This is a genomic window from Nocardia sp. NPDC003482 (assembly GCF_053588115.1).
The window spans coordinates 21968-38223 of the sequence record NZ_JBSFPI010000004.1 but is presented as its reverse complement, the minus strand read 5'-3'; the positions used below and the strand labels follow the sequence as shown (position 1 = coordinate 38223).

Below are 16256 nucleotides of genomic sequence, written 5' to 3'. Positions count from 1 at the left end.
GCCGCATGGAATGGGTACGCTCAGGATATATATCGGTAAGCGATATCGGGAGGCGATTGATGATGGTCGATCGGTCGTGGTGGGTGCGGCTGCTGGGCGCGGACGGACCGGCGGCGGTGATCTGTGTGCGGCTGCTGGTCGGGGTGGTGTTCCTCAGCGAGGGCATCCAGAAGTTCGTGTACCCGCATCAGCTCGGGCCCGGACGGTTCACCAAGATCGGCATTCCGGCCGCGACGTTCTTCGCCGATCTCGACGGAGTCGTCGAAATCGGCTGCGGCAGTTTGCTCATCGTGGGTCTGCTGACCCGCCTCGCCGCGGTCCCGCTGCTGATCGACATCTGCGGTGCTATCGGGTTGACCAAGATCCGTGAACTGCAGCCGGGCGGTTTCCTCGGAGTGCACGGGTTTTGGGGCATGGCCCACGACGCGCGCGCGGACTGGTCGATGCTGCTGGGACTGATCTTCCTGCTGTGGGTCGGGCCCGGGAGATGGTCTCTGGATCACGCGCTGACCCGCCGGGTCGGCGCATCGGGAGGCCGGAGGGAGGAGGTTGCCGTGTGAGCGCGGCCGGGAGCGTGCCGTCGGGGTCGTGCCCCTGCTGGGCCTCGTCGCGCCGATCATGATCGTCCGCCCGCTCGCACGACCCGGGGCGGACGCCCGCCCGGCCGACCCGGACCGATGAGTATCGGTGGGTCGGGTCAGTGGCAGTCGAACAATCCCATGAACCCATAGTCCATGTGCAGTTGCATGTGGCAGTGCAACAACGACAATCCGGGCTGGTCGGCGACGAAGTCGATGTCCATCTGCTGATAGCCGCCCAGCATCGCCACGTCCTTGCGCAGCCCGGCGGTCGCGGTACCCGCGACATGGGTGAGTTCGAAGGTGTGCCGGTGCAGATGCATCGGATGGATGTCGTCGGTGGCGTTGCGCAGATGCAGCCGATACCGTTTGCCGCGCTCGAGCTGCCACATCGGCTGCGCCTGCATCGAGGACTCGCTCATCGTGAACCGCTGCCCGTTGATCGTCCACACGTTGAATCCGCCGTCGGCGGCGTTGCGTTTCTCGATCAGCATGTCGAACACCTGATCCGGCGCCGCCGGAGCGTGCGCGCGCGGGTCGGCGAACAGTCGGTAATCCCACCGGAACGCCGGCGGGGCCGTCCACACCGGATCGCCGGTGGCGCCGGCGTATTCGACCACGATGCCCATACCGTTGCCGCGGTCGTCGTCGGACAGATCACCGAGCACCCACACGCCCGGGTTGGTCATCTCCACGATCGCCGAGACCCGTTCGGCGGTGCCCAGCCACAACACCGGCACCGCCACCGGGTTCGGGACCGGGTTGCCGTCCAGCGCGATCACGGTGAAGGTGTGCCCGGGCAGAGCCAGGCTGCGGTTCTCGGTCGCACTGCCGTTGAGCACATGCAACAACACCCGCTGCCCCTGTTTGACCTTGATCGGGTCGCCGTGGCCGAGCATGCGCCCGTTGATCGTGAACGTCGCATACCCCACCTCGTAACCGTGCGGCGCACCCGAGGCCAGCGACGCCGCCATCGCCGCCTCTCCCCGGTCCCGCAGCTGCGGCACCGGTTCACCGGCCAGGAAGTCCGCGGCCATGTCCCCGCCCTGGCTCAGCGACGGCTCGAACTCCTTCAAAGTCAGGAACACCTCCTGGTCATAGGCGCCGGGATGGGATGCCGGCTCGATGTATACCGGCCCGACCAGGCCGTTGTACTGGCCGATGGTCAGATCCGATCCCGCGGCCAGGTGAGTGTGGTAGAACCGGTAGCCCGCCGGGCCCGGGGTGCACGAGAGCTGGCGCATCCCGTGCGCGGGCACGAACGGGGTTCCTTCCTCGGCAGCGCCGTCGACCTCGGCCGGCACCGCTTGACCGTGCCAATGCACCTGCTCGGGGGTGGCGGTGTCGTTGTAGACGTCCACCACCATCGGTGTGCCCTCGGTGAGACGCAGCAGCGGGCCCGGGAACTGCCCGTTGTACAGCGTCGTCGACACCGTTTTACCCGGCGCCACCTCCACCGACCCTGCCGCGATCCGCAGCGTGTAATCCGCTGTCGTGGCCGACGGCGACCGGCCACAGCCCGCCGCCGCCCCACCCGCTACAACCGCTGCTCCACCCAGCTTCAGCACATCTCGCCGACTCATCTGCCCCACGCTTCGACCGCCCTTTGCCGATATCGGAACTCGATGTCGAGAAACGATAACGGATGACGATCGATCTCCCACCCCCGCTGGATGGAGTCGGTCTCGGTTCTCAGCGTGTTCTCAGTGCCGTCACGTAAAGATCACCTGCGTGTCACCGACCTCGCTGCCCGCCACCGTGTCCGCGTTCGACGGAGCTCGTATCGACGGGTCACTGTTGGTCGAGGTCACCGAATTCGCTCAACACACTCGCTGGCTCAATACCCCCATCCTGTGGTTCACCGACGCCGGGCTGATCGTGTTCGCCGTGCTCATGCTCGCCGCCTGGTGGCGCGCCAGACGCGAGAACACCACGGCCATGGCCGCCGCGCTGCTCGCCCCCGTCGCGGTCGTGGCCGCCTTCGCCCTCGCCGAGATCGTCAAGCAGATCGCGGCCGAACCCCGCCCCTGCCACGCGCTGCCGCACGCCTACATCCTCGAAGCATGCCCACCGGGCACCGACTATGCCTTCCCCAGCGGCCACGCCACCGTCGCCGCCGCCACCGTCGCCGCTCTCTACCTCACCAACCGCCGCCTGGCCGCCATCGCCGCTGTGTTCGCCCTGTTCGAGGCAGCCACCCGCGTCTACGTCGGCGGCCACTACCCCCACGATGTCGCGGCTTCCGCCGTCCTCGCCCTGCCGATCGCCTACCTCGTCCGCCGCGCCCTGCTGCAGCCCGCCGCAGCCGCTGTCACCCGGCTGCGCACCGGGCCGCTGGCACCCCTGGTCACCAGCACCGTGCAGTCGGCGGCGCGAATCACCCTAGGCTAGGCCCAGCGACCGCGTGCAGCGACGAGAGTGCGCACCCAACCGCGCTCGCTCGTTGCAGACAGGGTTGCCCCGCGGCGGTGCCATCCGCCTGTGGACATCAGCAGTATCGAAGGGACGTAGTTCGTTTCATAGGTGGTCGCCTATGAAACACGACGATCATCGGACCTCGACCAGCCCGAATTCCGTTTCATGGGTTGTTGCAAAAGAACCCGCAGTTGAAACGCACTCATGAAACACTCGAGCCTGTGAGCGAGGACTATCAGCGAGTCGAAGTCCATCCGTGCCCGATGTCGGCCTGCGCGGCCCCAGCGGGCTCACCGTGCCGCACCGGCACGGGAAAGGTCGCCACCCAATACCACACCGTCCGCTTCCGGCTGGTGCCCGCGCTGGCCAAGGCACTGTCCGTGACGACCCCCGCGATCCGCAACCCCGGCCGCGCATGGATCGAACTGCCCCGCCCCGCCGCCCTCAGCGCACCGGCCGGGCACGCCCGCATCGGCTACGCCCGCGCCTCCACACTGCGCCAATCTCTCGACACCCAACTCGACGCGCTCACCGCCGCGAACGTGAGCCGGGTCTTCTCCGAGAAGATCTCCACCCGCGCCACCCACCGACCCGAACTCGACGCCGCCGTCACGCTGTGCCGAGAACTGCGGGCCAGCGGCGTCGCGGTCACTCTCGTTGTGCACGAACACAAACGGCTCGGCCGCGGCATCGACCTGGCTGCCCTCGCCGACAACCTGAAATCCGCCGATATCGGCCTGGAATTCCTGACCGGCGAACTACAAGGCAGCCACGACCCGGCCGGCGTCGTGTTCACAGTGCTGGCCGCGTTATCGGGCATGGAACGCGAATACATTCGTGACCGCACCCTCGAAGGCCACGAATCCGCCCGCAAACGCGGCAAAACCATCGGCGGCGCGCACGTCACCGACCCCGACATGCTCGCCATGGCCCTGCACCTTCGCGACCAGCAACTCAGCCTGCGCGACATCGCCGCCCGCCTGGTCATCACCACCGGAACGAAGAAGGGCCGCCAGCCCTCACCCGCCACCGTCATGCGCATGTTGCACGACCACGACGCCGCGTCCTGACAACCCCAAACGAGCCCGGACCAGCACGGGACACCAGCAACCTTGTCCTACTTTGCACTTCCTGACAGCTTTAGGATTCCGGGGCCTACTACGTCTGATACGGACCCGCCTCGTCCCGGCCGGTCGACCTGGCCTGGACCGCCGGATCCCGCTGGCATGTAGAGGAAGCGTTCCAGCAGGCCAAGAACGAGGCCGGGCTCGACCACTACCAGGTCCGCGACTATCGGGCCTGGTACGCCCACATCACCTTGCCGATGCTCGCACTGGCCTACCTCGCCGCCTCGAAAACCATTGCCGCAAAGGGGGACCCGGAGAACAGGCCGCAGACATGATCGCACTGACACTACCCGAGATCCGCCGCCTGCTCGTCGCACTCGTCCTCACCACCTCTCACGGCGCCGATCACATCTGGACCTGGTCCCACTGGCGACGACGCGGCCACCCACTCGACTGATCCGCGAGTGCCGTTGCAGTACTAGAACCTGTTGCAGTGCTCGAACTGGCAGTTGACAGGGAGTGACGGCCACCACATACTCGTACCTCAAGTACCTAGTACTTGGAGTAGCATGCACGGAGGTGGTCATGGTCGTGTACCCGATCACGACTCTCGCAGTCGGCTGCTCTGCTGATTTCGAGGCGGTCGAATCCTTCGATTCGACCGCGCGGACGGAGCGACTGCTCCGGTCCTCGGGCGGAAGTTGAGAAATGAGACGGGAATCTGTGGTGGTCCCTTTACGTAACGAGTTGTCCGTGTCCGTTCGAATAGTACGGCACAACTTCTCCGATACGGTGGTTTCCGGATTGCGAACCTTCGGTCGGACCATGCGGGTAGCTTCGGCATCGGCTGCGGGGACGGCAAGCGATGTTGTCCGGTTGAAGTTCCAATGGCGTGAAGCTATCCAGCAGGCGTGGTATCTGATCACGGTGACTGCACTTCCCGCAGTGCTTATGGCTATCCCATTCGGAGTAATCGTCTCCGTTCAGGTCGGCAATCTGATTCACCAGATCGGTGCGGATTCTCTGCTCGGAGCGGCCGGCGGGTTGGGCGTGATAAAACAGGGAGCGCCCATGGCGACAGGCCTTCTGTTGGGGGCGGCCGGTGCGGCCGCGATTGCGGCAGATCTGGGCGCGCGAAATATTCGCGAAGAGATCGATGCGATGCGCACCATGGGGATCAGTCCGATGCATCGTCTGGTTATCCCGCGGATGGTGGCGATGGTTTTCGTCGCTCCGATGCTGAATATCCTGATCATCTTCGTCGGCGTCGTTGCGGGATACGCGGTGGCAATTGGTCCGCAGGGTGTCACGCCCGGTAGTTACTGGGGAACCTTCGGATCATTCACGACTGTCGCGGATATCGGGGTATCAGTCGTGAAATCGGTGCTGTTCGGGTTCATTGTCGTCGTGGTCGCCTGCCAGCGTGGCTTGGAGGCGAAAGGCGGACCTCGCGGAGTCGCCGATGGGGTGAATTCGGCGGTCGTTCTATCCGTCGTCTCGATTGCGATAGTGAACCTACTGATAACGCAGCTGGTTGCGATGTTCCTCCCCACGAGGCTTGCGTGATGTTTGAGCTGAAATTCACCCCTCCACGTGTGGTCAGAATTCGACGGTCCGCGGTACGCCTCGCGCGCATCCTGCCGATCGAGGCAGTGGGGTTCGTGATCGGGTTCGCGTGGCAGGCATTGTCGGCGATACCGTTCACGCTCAAGCGGTACCGCGCCGAGACGATGCGGACAATCACGGACATAACCTGGGGGCAAGGGTCCATCATCGTCGGCGGAGGAACGGTTCCGATGCTGGTCGTCCTGGGGCTCGTCATCGGAGGCTCGGTGGGCGTCGAGTCCTTTTCGACCCTCGATCTCATCAGTATGGGGCCGGTGACAGGCATCGTATCGGCCTTTGCCAACACCCGAGAGCTCGCTCCGATCGCCGCCGGCGTCGGGTTCGCCGCACAGGCGGGATGCCGTATCACCGCGCAGATCGGATCGATGCGGATTTCCGAGGAAATTGATGCACTGGAATCCCTCGGATTGCGATCGATACCTTTCGTCGTGACGACAAGAATCATCGCAGGCGCGGTCGCGATCGTCCCCACCTTTTTGATAGCCCTCCTCCTCAGCTATGTCGCCTGCCGCACGGTGATCGTTCAACTTCATGGTCAGGCTGCAGGGGTCTACGATCACTACTTCTATCAATTCATAAGCGGCTGGGACATGACCGCAGCAGTGATCAAGGTCCTCGTATTCGGAACTGCGGTAATTCTGATCCACAGCTATCAAGGATTCTTCGCGGTAGGAGGCCCGGAGGGTGTCGGGATCGCGTCGGGCCGGGCGGTTCGGGCGAGCTTCGTCGCCATCATCGGACTCGATATGGTGTTGACAATCTTGTTGTGGGGCATCAATTCGTCGATCGAATTCACGGGGTGATATGGATGCCTAGTTATGAACTGCCCGGGGTTACGTCGACTAAACGGGGATCCATACTTATAGGCTGCCTGGTGTTGCTGATCGCTCTTACGGTCGCCGCCACAGGGTTTTTGATCCACGAAACGCGCCGCGATACACGAATGGCTGTGATCTTGCGCACCGAGAACATCGGTGACGGTATCGGTGTGGGAACTCCGGTTCGATATGACGGCGTGGACGTCGGATCTGTCGCGAGGGTGGATGCAGACGGTATCAACACGAAAAAGGTGACGTTGCTGCTCGACCGGGCACATCTGATCGGCTTGACCGACAACCTGTTCGTCAACTATTCGCCGTCAAACCTTTTCGGAATCAGCGAAGTGGCGCTGAAGGAGGCGGCCGGCGGTGTTCCGCTGCGTGACGGCATCGTCGTCGACCTGACCGGACCGCGCTCGAATCGGCAGCAGGACGCAACCATGGGCGTCCTGATCCGCACCGTCGCGGAAGCCACCGGCGACCTTTTAACGCCACGCCTCACCGAAGTGCTGATGCGGCTTTCGGAGACCTCGCGACAGTTCACTCCTCTGATGGAAACCATCGTCTCGATGTCCCGGATGGTCGCCGAAACCCAGAAGATGCCGCCTTCCTACCTGTTGGATCAATATGGCTCGATGTTGGTCGGCGCCGGCGCGATGTTCGACGGAACGGTAGGACTCATCAGTCGGCTCACCCGAATCGAGATTCTGAACAGCCAGCGTGGACTGTTCGACGCCACGGTCAATACCGTAGGCGAGAAGTTCTTCCCCGCGCTCGCAAATACTATCTTCACGGCTAGAAACTATCTCTCGGACTATACGGCGATGTTGGTCCCGATCCTTTCCGCGGCGAGCAGCATGGTTCCGACTCCGGAGGTGTCGAGTGCGCAGCTATCCGAGATTCTTGCTCGATTGGGAAATTCCTTTACTCAGACTCCGGATGGCCCGGTGCTCAATCTGAAGGTGATCGTCGACTCGTTTCCAGGGCTTGCTACTCCATTGCTGGCATCCCTGCCCAAATCGGATGCTGGGGCTGATCGATGAGTAATGCGCGAAGGCTTATTTACGCGAGTCTGAAACTTGCCGTCTCGGCAATTGTGATAATCGTTCTTCTTGTGGTCATCGTGCAGGCGGTCCAGCGACCGGTACAAGGCGGGACCACCGAGTATTCAGCAGCGTTCACCGACGTCAATGGTCTGAAGTCTGGAGACGACGTCCGCATGGACGGCGTCCGTGTGGGAAAAGTCGATGCGATCCGACTCGACAAGGGTCGGGCCGTCGTGAAAATGCATTTGCAGAATGGCCACCATTTATATGAGAGCACGGTGCTCGCGATTCGCTACCAAAGTCTGATAGGGCAAAGGTACGTCGATGTCCAGCAATCTTCGGGTCTCGCCGATAAGTTGGCATCAGGAAGCGTGATCGACGTATCGAAAACTATTCCATCCTTCGATATCACCTCGCTGTTCAATGGATTGGAACCAGTTCTCGGTGAACTTTCGCCGGGTGCTATCAATAAATTTGCCGAGAATATGATCTCGGTCATCGAGGGCAATGGATCAGGTGTCGGATCGGTTTTGGACTCGGTTCAGACTCTCTCCAGCTATGCGGTGGACAGGCAGGCCCTCATCACAACTCTGGTTGCCAATCTCAAACAGATATCCGATCACATCGGCGGGCACTCGGCGCAACTGATCCGGCTCGTTTCCGAACTTTCTACGGTTGTCAACACATTGCGAAGCAAGGTGGACGGGATCGTCGAATTCGCCCTCATGGCCCCCGATGTCATCGCGCCGTTGAACAGTTTGCTGGCATCATTTGGGCTGACTACCGGCAGCAACCCTGATGCGGATTCGCTGCTGCGTACGGTGCTACCGGACCCGGAACAGGCGGTCGATGTCCTGAGGAAGCTGCCGACACTCATCCAGACGTTGGACGCATGGGTCCCGCCCAATGGTCCGACCGTGAACCTCAACTGTTCAAACGGCAAAGTCGCGGCACCCTCTCCGTTTCAGATCCTGGTCGGTGGTCAGAGGATTTCGATATGCAAAAGCTAATTATGTGGTTTTGGGGATTTTCTCAGAAATTCCGCACCAAGTTCAGGGCCATGTGGCGTGCCGACCGGGAATTACGCTGGGGGGTGCTGGGAGCGGCTTTCGTCGGGCTTTTGCTGCTGGCTAGTGCGATCGTCTATGTCGTCCCCATCGGTAAGTCGACCTATTGGGCCGATATGTCCGAGACCGGGCAAATCAAGGTAGGGGACGACGTTCGGATCGCAGGAGTCCCGGTCGGTACCGTGAAATCTATGGAGTTGGGCCGCCGGAGCGTTCGAGTCGGATTCACCGTAGATCGAGGAATATTCATCGGCGATCAGACGACGCTCGATATTCGGATGCTCACCCTGATCGGAGGGCATTATATCGCCGTTACTTCGGCGGGAAGCTCGCCTCTGCGCTCTACGATTCCATCGGAAAGGATTCGTCTTCCGTACAGTCTCGCTCGGGCCTTTCAGGACGCTGCGCAGCCGATCGGCGAAGTCGATGGATCGACGTTGCGGCAAAATCTCACGATGCTCAACAATTCGCTTACCAACGGCCCAGCGGGGATACGAAAAGCCGTCGACGCGTTCTCCTCTCTCGTCGACGTCCTTGATCGCCAGAATCGAGAGATATCCGAAACGCTTGCCACTGCCGATGAATACATCGGAGCAATAAATAAGTCCAAGGCGATATTGGGCGGAATGATCAACAGCGTCAACCTGATGGAGACCGTTGGTCTCGACAAACAATCCGAAATCTACGAGGCCGTTCGGCTCATGGACGAGCTGTTGTCACGAATAGCAGCTCTCGAACCGGTGTACCGAGCGCGCTTGGAGCCGGTCGCCAAGAGTCTGGCCGACGCCATTCCCGAGCTGGAGCGTCTGGGCGGGGAGATGGGCCAGGTCGTCACCAATACGAAGGATCTGCTGTCGCGACTCCAGCCGGTCGCGGCCTCCCGAGACGGCGTCGTCGTCGACCAGTCCGCAACCGTGATCGACGCGCCGGCAGTCTGCATTCCAGTTCCAGGAAAGGATTGCTGAATCATGAATCGTTTTCTGGCCTCTCGCGGATTCATGTCGGTGCTGGCGGTTGTGATCCTGTGTCTGATACTGCTCATCGCCTATTTGACCCTGATCACGCCACCGAAGAAGATGCGCAGTTACTGCGCCAACATGCCCGACACGGTCGGCTTGTATGCCGGAAACCATGTCACCGTTCGCGGGGTCACGGTGGGGACGGTGACGCGCATCGAGCCACGGGGTGATTCGGTGTATGTCGCGTTCGACGTGGAGGCGGATCATCCGCTGCACGGTGATCTGGCGGCAACCACTCTGTCCGACACGATCGTCGCAGACCGCTCGCTCGCGCTTATCGAGGACAGCGATGCCGCCGCGGAGTGGGATTCACACCGCTGTATCTCGCGAACCATGACACCGAAGAGCATGACGCAGACGCTCGACGCGGTGGGCAAGCTCAGCAGTGAACTCTCCAATGGAAATGCCCCGGGGCAGCAGGGGCAGCTTTCCGATGAGATCTCCGCCCTCGATACCGCTCTGTCGGGCACCGGTCCGGAAATGAACGACACGATCATGAGGCTCGGCCGCGCGCTCGATTCACCAAATGCGGCGATCGGGCATATCGGAGCACTCACCGACTCGATGCGCTCGTTGACCGACAGCGTTGCCGGAGGATGGGGGGACATCGAATCCATGATCACGCGGCTGGCACCCGGTCTCACGGTCATCGACCATGGAATCTTCCAGCGCACGGTATCGATCATCGACTCGTTGCGGACCATCGTTCCGTGGCTGAACGAACTCACGACGATGTTCGGCAAGCAGATTCTTCAGGTTCTCGACGCGACCGTGCCACTGGCTCGCCTCGCGGGCGCCAACGTCGGATCCTTGAAGGACATCGTCGACATGACTCCGCCGCTCGTTCAGGCATTCCGAGACGTTTTGGATCCCAACAGCGGCAAGCACGTGCTGACCTATGCGTCGCCCCGGGTGGCGTTGCCGCAACCGGACGCGGACAAGGTGTGCGCGGCCGTAGGCGTCATCGCGCCCGGGCGTTGCGATTCCGCCGTGGGTGGTCTGACGAATCTTTCCCTGGCCGGTGTGGTGCTGGGCGCAGCGGGGGCACAGCGATGAATCAGCGTAGGAATACAGCTGCACGGACGCCGCGTGGACACGGGCGGCGCGCGGTGTTGGCGGCGATCGCGGCGATTGCGGCAGCCTTGTGCCTGGTCTCAGGTTGCGGATTCGACCCGTCGGCCGTCTCCGTCCCAGGATCGGGTATCGCCGGGCCCAAGTACGGGCTGCGGATCGAATTCGCGAACACCCTGAACCTGCCCTCCCGGGCAAAGGTGACGGTCAACGGTCTTCGCGCGGGGATCGTGCGCGACATGACGCTGATCGATGCCGGAAATGGACACGACAGCTATGTGGTCGTCGACGTCGACATCATGTCCTCTGTCCAGCTGCCTGTCGGTACGACGGCCGAGCTGCGGCAACCCACGATTCTCGGCGACGTCTCCATCGCGCTGACCACACCGCCGTCCGGTGGTGGGGCGACCCTCGCGCCCGGGGCAACCATCGGGCGTGCCCAGACGAAACCGCTGCTACAACTCGAGGACACGATGAACGTGATGGCGGCGTTCGTGCAGGGCGGAGGGATTCAGCGGGCGCAAGAGATCATCAACCGCGCGAATGCGATCCTTCCCTCCGATCCCAAGGACACAGCTTCCATATCAGAGGTTCTGGGTTCCGATATCAAAGACCTGGCTGCGCACGTGGACGCTGTTGATTCTGTGCTCGATGGACTGCGCGGTGATACCGAGGTCATATTGCGCAGAACTCCGGATCTGGACTATCTCCTTACCGACGCCGGGGTCGACCAGGCAGCCGCGTCTATGACCTCGATGATCGGACTGATCACGCTCTACGACGGATTCAAGCTCCTGACCGAGTCGCTGCGCTGGGTGGGGCCGTTGGCACAGTCCGGCGCAGCGGCTGCGCGAGCGTTCGTCCCGCTGCTCTTCACGTCGCGGCCGCTGGACCTCTCTGCCCCTTCGAATTTGAACAAGATCGTGTCGATTCTTCACGACGAAGTCATTCCATTTGCCGAACATGAACCGAAGGTCAATATCACGGGGGTTCAAGTGGGAAACGATTCCGGGGCAGCTCGAGTGTCCGACAATGATCGGATAAACAGTATTCTCACAGCGTTGCACGCGATCGGAGTCGTCCGATGAAGCCGAGTTCGGTCATCTCGCTTGCCGCGATTGCGTCGGTACTGGTCTTCGGTATCGGTTATCTGGCAATCGGTGTACTCAGAATCGAATGGTTCAGTACCCGTACACACGTCACCATGGCGCTGCCCGAGGCCGGAAGCTTGAAGTCGGGCTCGCCCGTATTATTGCGGGGGGTCAAAGTGGGAAGGATCGTTGCGATCGAGAAGGCTGTTCGCGGAGTCGAAGTGAAACTGGATCTCGATTCCGCGTACCGAATACCTGCCTCCGGCACCGCGACCGTCGAAGATCTCTCGGCGCTCGGCGAGCCGTATATCGAATTCGCGCCGAAAAGCAGCGACGGCCCCTACCTCAGGGATGGCCAGCGCCTTGAATCGGCACAGGTGGTGTTGCCGCGATCGATACCTGACGTCGCGCAAACAGTCACCGACTTGCTGAAACAGCTGAACCCGCAGGCAATCAGCGACATCGTGAGAACACTGGATCAAGCCTTGACAGGAACGCAAGCGGTGATGCCCAAATTGGCTGCGTCGACCACTCTGCTCTCGGAAACGATTCTCAGCAGGTCACCCGCGATTCGGCAGATTCTCGTGAACCTGCAGACCATGGGTTCGGACATGGACTGGGCCGGGCCGTCCATGACCGCCGCGGGCCCACTGTGGGAGGAAGCGGGCACTTGGGGTGCGCTCATCGCCGATTCCATCGCCCGGCTGGCCAGAATCGGCAACATGCCCGAGGACTACATGCAAGGAAACGGCGTCGTCCCATTTCTCGGGAAGGTGGGTGACTATCTGGATCGCATCGGGCCCGAGCTGCGGCAGCTGGCACCGACCATTCAACCGCTCGCCGAGAGTGCGAAGTCGTCCATGCCGCAGATCGACCTCAGCGATCTGATCGCACGCGCACTGAGTGCGACCGGCGAAGACGCGATACAAGTGCATATCGGCGTCAAGTAATCCAGACATGGTGAGTGACAGGAGTGAATCAATGCTTACCGAAACCGTCGCAGAGACCGATGAACGCGAAAAGGAATCCCCAGCGAAGAGCCGGAATACCGGGAAGGTCAAAGCCGCGGAACGGCGAGAGGGGGCGTCTCGCGGGGTGACGTTCTCGATCGGCATGCGTTCCATTCTCGTCGGCGGGGTGATCGCTGTGCTGATCGTCGCATTGTCTGCAACCATCCCTTTGTGGCTGACCGCAAGAGGCGAGTTGCATGATCGTGACGTTGCCGCAGCGGCGCAGAAGCATGCCGAGAGGGTTGCTTCGGATTATGCGATCGGCGCGTCGAATATTGACTACCACAATTTCGACAATTGGGTGCACAGCCTGAAGTCGAATACTTCGCCTGCGCTGTCCAATAAGTTCGACGCCACCGCGCCTCAGCTGAAGGACATCATCGTCCCGCTCAACTGGACTTCGAAGGCAACGGCTATCAGTTCCGCTTTGAAGTCGGAGAACGCCGGGGTCTACGTGGTCAACGTCTTCTTGAACGTGACTTCGACCAGCGCGCAGACGCCCGAGGGGGCGCAAACCACCGTGACCTACACGGTCACAGTGGACAAGAACTCCGATTGGAAGATCACCGATGTCGGTGGCGTCGACGCGGCTCTTCCCGCGAAATAGATGATGCGATCCTGATAAGGAACAGAAGATATGACATCAACATCCGTAACAGTGGCGCGTCCGCACCGGTACGTTTTGAAACGAACAGTCGACCCGACCCTGCAGATCGCGGAGTGGGGATCGGCGACACCACGGGTGACGATCGTGCTCGCGCACGGGCTGGCGTTGTCTCTCGAGAGCTGGGAGGACGTGGCCCAGCTCATCGTCGCGGCCGATCCAACCGTCCGCGTCCTCGCCTACGATCATCGCGGGCACGGCGAATCTCAGGTCGGGGCACCGGCGACGCTCGAGATTCTCGCCGACGATCTCGCGGACGTCATCGACCGGCTGGTACCGACAGGCCCCATCGTCGTCGGCGGTCACTCGATGGGCGGAATGACGTTGATGGCCTTGGCGGAACGGCATCCCGAATTGGTCGCCGCCCGAATCGCCGGTGTCGCGTTCGTCGCGACCGGTGCCGGCGACATCCTGCGGCACAGGTCGCGCAACAGATTCTGGGCGTGGCTGCTGTCGCTGGCGTTGGCCGCGGCACCCTTCCTGGTCATTCCGACACACCCGCTGTTCGTCACCCGCCAGCTGACCCGCGGTGTGCTGTTCGGTGCGGGATCCTCCAGCCACGACAGGAACCGGGCGATCAGGCAGTTGGCTCGCAGCGATCCCCGGACCGTCGCCGCTCTCACGCGGTCGATTCTGTCTCACCATCGTTACGCGATGCTCGAGCGATTCGACTGCCGCTCTGTCGTCCTGGTGGGCTCGCGCGATCAGCTGACACCTGTGCACCACGCTCGCGCAATTCGTCATCGCCTCAGCGATTCCTTCCTCGCTGTGTATCCGAGGGCAGGCCACTACCTGCCGTATGAGCGGTGCGGTGAGGTTGCCGCCCACCTGCTCGGATTGACCCTGCCCTCCGTGGCTACCGAGCGTGACGCCGCATGAGCGCACGCGACACACCAACGCCGGCTTGATCGAATATTGGGGAGCGCCGATGCTGAGCACGATGATGGACGAGCAACTGTCGCTGGCGACGCTATTGCGCTACGCCACCACTTTCCAGAGAGACAGCACGGTATCGACATGGACCGGTGACGGCGTTCGGACCATGACCTACCGCGAACTCGGGCTTGTCGGGGCCCGGCTGGCGAACGCGTTGCGTGACCTCGGCGTCAGGGCAGGCACCCGAGTCGGCACCTTCATGTGGAACAACAACGAGCACATGGCCGCTTACATCGCGGTTCCCGCGATGGGCGCGGTGTTGCACGCCTTGAATATCAGGCTCTTTCCCGAGCAGCTGATCTATGTCGCGAATCATGCCGAGGACGAGATAGTGCTCGTCGACGGCTCCCTGGCCCCGATGTTCGCACGGTACCTGCCCTACCTGCGAACCGTGCGCCACGTCATCGTCATCGACGACGAGAAGCCCGAGATCGCCGCGCCCCCTGGCGCAGTGATTCATCGTTGGGCCGATCTGCTTGCGGCGCAACCGGATACGTTCGAATTTCCTGAGATCGACGAACGCTCGGCAGCGGGTATGTGCTACACGTCGGGAACGACCGGTGATCCGAAAGGCGTTGTCTACTCACACCGCTCGAACTGGCTGCATGCCATGCAGGTCATTTCTCCCAACGGAATGGGCTTCAGTGCGGCGGACACCGTCCTTGCGATCGTGCCGTTGTTTCATGCCAACGCCTGGGGAATCCCCTACGCGGCCCTCATGTCGGGTGCGAATGTGCTGATGCCGGACCGCTTTCTGCAAGCGGAGCCGCTGCTCGAGATGATGGCCGCGGTGCGGCCGACCTTCGCAGCGGCCGTACCGACCATCTGGTCAGGGGTTCTGGCGCGCTTGCGGGAGCAGCCGCAGAACATCTCACACCTGCGGACGGTCGTTGTTGGAGGTTCCGCGGTCCCGGAGTCGATGATGCGGGCCTTCCAGGAGGAGTACGGGGTCTCCTTGCTTCAAGCGTGGGGTATGACCGAGACCTCCCCGCTCGGTTCCGTGGCACATCCTCCCGCGGGGCTGGACGACACGGCGGAGTGGGCATATCGGTCGACCCAGGGGCGTTTTCCCGCCATGGTGCGTGCGCGGCTCGTCGCGGCGGACGGGACCGTCGTGCCCAATGACGGAGAGTCCTTGGGGGAGTTGGAAGTCCGCGGACCCTGGGTCACCGGTGCCTACTATTCGCCCGGCGGAGGCTCGGTCGACGCCGAAAAATTCGACGACGGGTGGCTTCGTACGGGTGATATCGGGAAGATCAGCGCGGACGGGTTTCTCACGCTCGTCGATCGGTCGAAGGATGTCATCAAGTCCGGCGGGGAGTGGATCTCGTCGGTCGATCTGGAGAACGCGATCATGGGCCATCCGGCGGTCGCCGAGGCGGCTGTGATCGGCGTCTCGGACGAGACTTGGGGTGAGCGTCCGCTGGTCGCGGTGGTCCGGCGTCCGGGGGTCTCCGCGGAGCCGGAGGAGTTGCGCCGGTTCTTGTCGGGGAGTTTTGCGAAATGGCAGTTGCCCGAACGCTGGGCATTCATCGGTGAAGTCCCCAAAACGAGCGTGGGAAAGTTCGACAAGAAGCGGTTGCGGGCGCAGTTCGCCGCGGGTGAACTCGTGGTCATAGTGACCGAATAGTCGAGGCACGAACGAACGAACCGCCCGGATATCGTGCCGGGCGGTTCTGCTTTCCTGGAGCGGCGCTGCCATCGCAGCAGTTTCGGACGTCTGCCGCCGGTTCAGCCGTCGACCGACACCCTGGAGTTGGATAGACGTTTCCGCATAATGCGGCACCCACGGGAGGCGCTGGCCGCGAAGAGGTGGTGTCAATGTGCGGGTTCAGGAGTTCGTTGACC

The 16256-nt window shown here is 62.3% G+C and carries 16 protein-coding genes and 1 pseudogene; 16 read left to right on the top strand and 1 reads right to left on the bottom strand.

Annotated features, from left to right (window positions below):
- The first annotated feature begins 92 nt into the window (after window positions 1–92).
- Complete coding sequence (locus tag ACWDSJ_RS07640) at window positions 93–560, top strand: DoxX family protein (RefSeq protein ID WP_064909829.1); 468 nt, start codon at window positions 93–95, stop codon at window positions 558–560.
- A 137-nt stretch (window positions 561–697) separates the two neighbouring features.
- Here the strand turns inward: ACWDSJ_RS07640 and ACWDSJ_RS07635 are convergent, their stop codons facing one another.
- Window positions 698–2161 (bottom strand): multicopper oxidase family protein, encoded by a 1464-nt coding sequence (locus ACWDSJ_RS07635; RefSeq protein WP_064909780.1) that lies wholly within the window; start codon window positions 2159–2161, stop codon window positions 698–700.
- A gap of 148 nt (window positions 2162–2309) precedes the next feature.
- On the opposite strand from ACWDSJ_RS07635, the gene ACWDSJ_RS07630 reads away from it, so the two are divergent.
- From ACWDSJ_RS07630 to ACWDSJ_RS07560, 15 genes and pseudogenes are all read left to right on the top strand, one after another.
- Complete coding sequence (locus ACWDSJ_RS07630) at window positions 2310–2969, top strand: phosphatase PAP2 family protein (protein ID WP_197521861.1); 660 nt, start codon at window positions 2310–2312, stop codon at window positions 2967–2969.
- 245 nt (window positions 2970–3214) lie between these two features.
- Window positions 3215–4063: a recombinase family protein gene (locus ACWDSJ_RS07625; RefSeq protein WP_197521862.1), complete on the top strand. Its 849-nt coding sequence runs from the start codon at window positions 3215–3217 to the stop codon at window positions 4061–4063.
- 128 nt (window positions 4064–4191) lie between these two features.
- Window positions 4192–4395: pseudogene (locus ACWDSJ_RS07620) on the top strand (IS701 family transposase); the annotation flags it as partial.
- On the top strand, window positions 4392–4517 hold the full coding sequence (locus tag ACWDSJ_RS07615) for a hypothetical protein (RefSeq protein ID WP_255407288.1): 126 nt from the start codon (window positions 4392–4394) through the stop codon (window positions 4515–4517). The pseudogene ACWDSJ_RS07620 and the gene ACWDSJ_RS07615, both read left to right, overlap by 4 nt.
- 251 nt (window positions 4518–4768) lie before the next feature.
- Window positions 4769–5626 carry an ABC transporter permease gene (locus ACWDSJ_RS07610; RefSeq protein ID WP_064902008.1) on the top strand — a complete coding sequence of 286 codons (858 nt, stop codon included), beginning with the start codon at window positions 4769–4771 and terminating at the stop codon, window positions 5624–5626.
- Window positions 5626–6489: an ABC transporter permease gene (locus tag ACWDSJ_RS07605; protein WP_064902016.1), complete on the top strand. Its 864-nt coding sequence runs from the start codon at window positions 5626–5628 to the stop codon at window positions 6487–6489. Before ACWDSJ_RS07610 ends, ACWDSJ_RS07605 begins: the two co-directional genes overlap by 1 nt.
- A gap of 71 nt (window positions 6490–6560) precedes the next feature.
- Window positions 6561–7547 (top strand): MlaD family protein, encoded by a 987-nt coding sequence (locus ACWDSJ_RS07600; RefSeq protein WP_181064692.1) that lies wholly within the window; start codon window positions 6561–6563, stop codon window positions 7545–7547.
- Complete coding sequence (locus ACWDSJ_RS07595; protein WP_064909785.1) at window positions 7544–8560, top strand: MCE family protein; 1017 nt, start codon at window positions 7544–7546, stop codon at window positions 8558–8560. Before ACWDSJ_RS07600 ends, ACWDSJ_RS07595 begins: the two co-directional genes overlap by 4 nt.
- On the top strand, window positions 8548–9582 hold the full coding sequence (locus tag ACWDSJ_RS07590; protein ID WP_082941117.1) for an MlaD family protein: 1035 nt from the start codon (window positions 8548–8550) through the stop codon (window positions 9580–9582). The genes ACWDSJ_RS07595 and ACWDSJ_RS07590 overlap by 13 nt, the downstream gene beginning before the upstream one ends.
- A gap of 3 nt (window positions 9583–9585) precedes the next feature.
- Entirely contained in the window at window positions 9586–10692 is a 1107-nt protein-coding gene (locus tag ACWDSJ_RS07585; protein ID WP_082976710.1) for an MlaD family protein, read from the top strand.
- Between the two features lie 53 nt (window positions 10693–10745).
- Entirely contained in the window at window positions 10746–11795 is a 1050-nt protein-coding gene (locus tag ACWDSJ_RS07580) for an MlaD family protein (protein WP_223273897.1), read from the top strand.
- Window positions 11792–12748, top strand: coding sequence for an MlaD family protein (locus ACWDSJ_RS07575; protein WP_064909789.1), 957 nt, complete (start codon window positions 11792–11794; stop codon window positions 12746–12748). The genes ACWDSJ_RS07580 and ACWDSJ_RS07575 overlap by 4 nt, the downstream gene beginning before the upstream one ends.
- Before the next feature lie 31 nt (window positions 12749–12779).
- Window positions 12780–13415, top strand: a complete 636-nt coding sequence (locus ACWDSJ_RS07570; protein ID WP_082976717.1) for a hypothetical protein — start codon at window positions 12780–12782, stop codon at window positions 13413–13415.
- 135 nt (window positions 13416–13550) lie between these two features.
- Window positions 13551–14351 (top strand): alpha/beta fold hydrolase, encoded by an 801-nt coding sequence (locus ACWDSJ_RS07565; protein ID WP_450030031.1) that lies wholly within the window; start codon window positions 13551–13553, stop codon window positions 14349–14351.
- Window positions 14352–14400: 49 nt separating this feature from the next.
- A complete protein-coding gene (locus tag ACWDSJ_RS07560) occupies window positions 14401–16038 on the top strand; it encodes a long-chain fatty acid--CoA ligase (protein ID WP_064909837.1) in 1638 nt (545 codons plus the stop codon).
- Window positions 16039–16256: the final 218 nt, after the last annotated feature.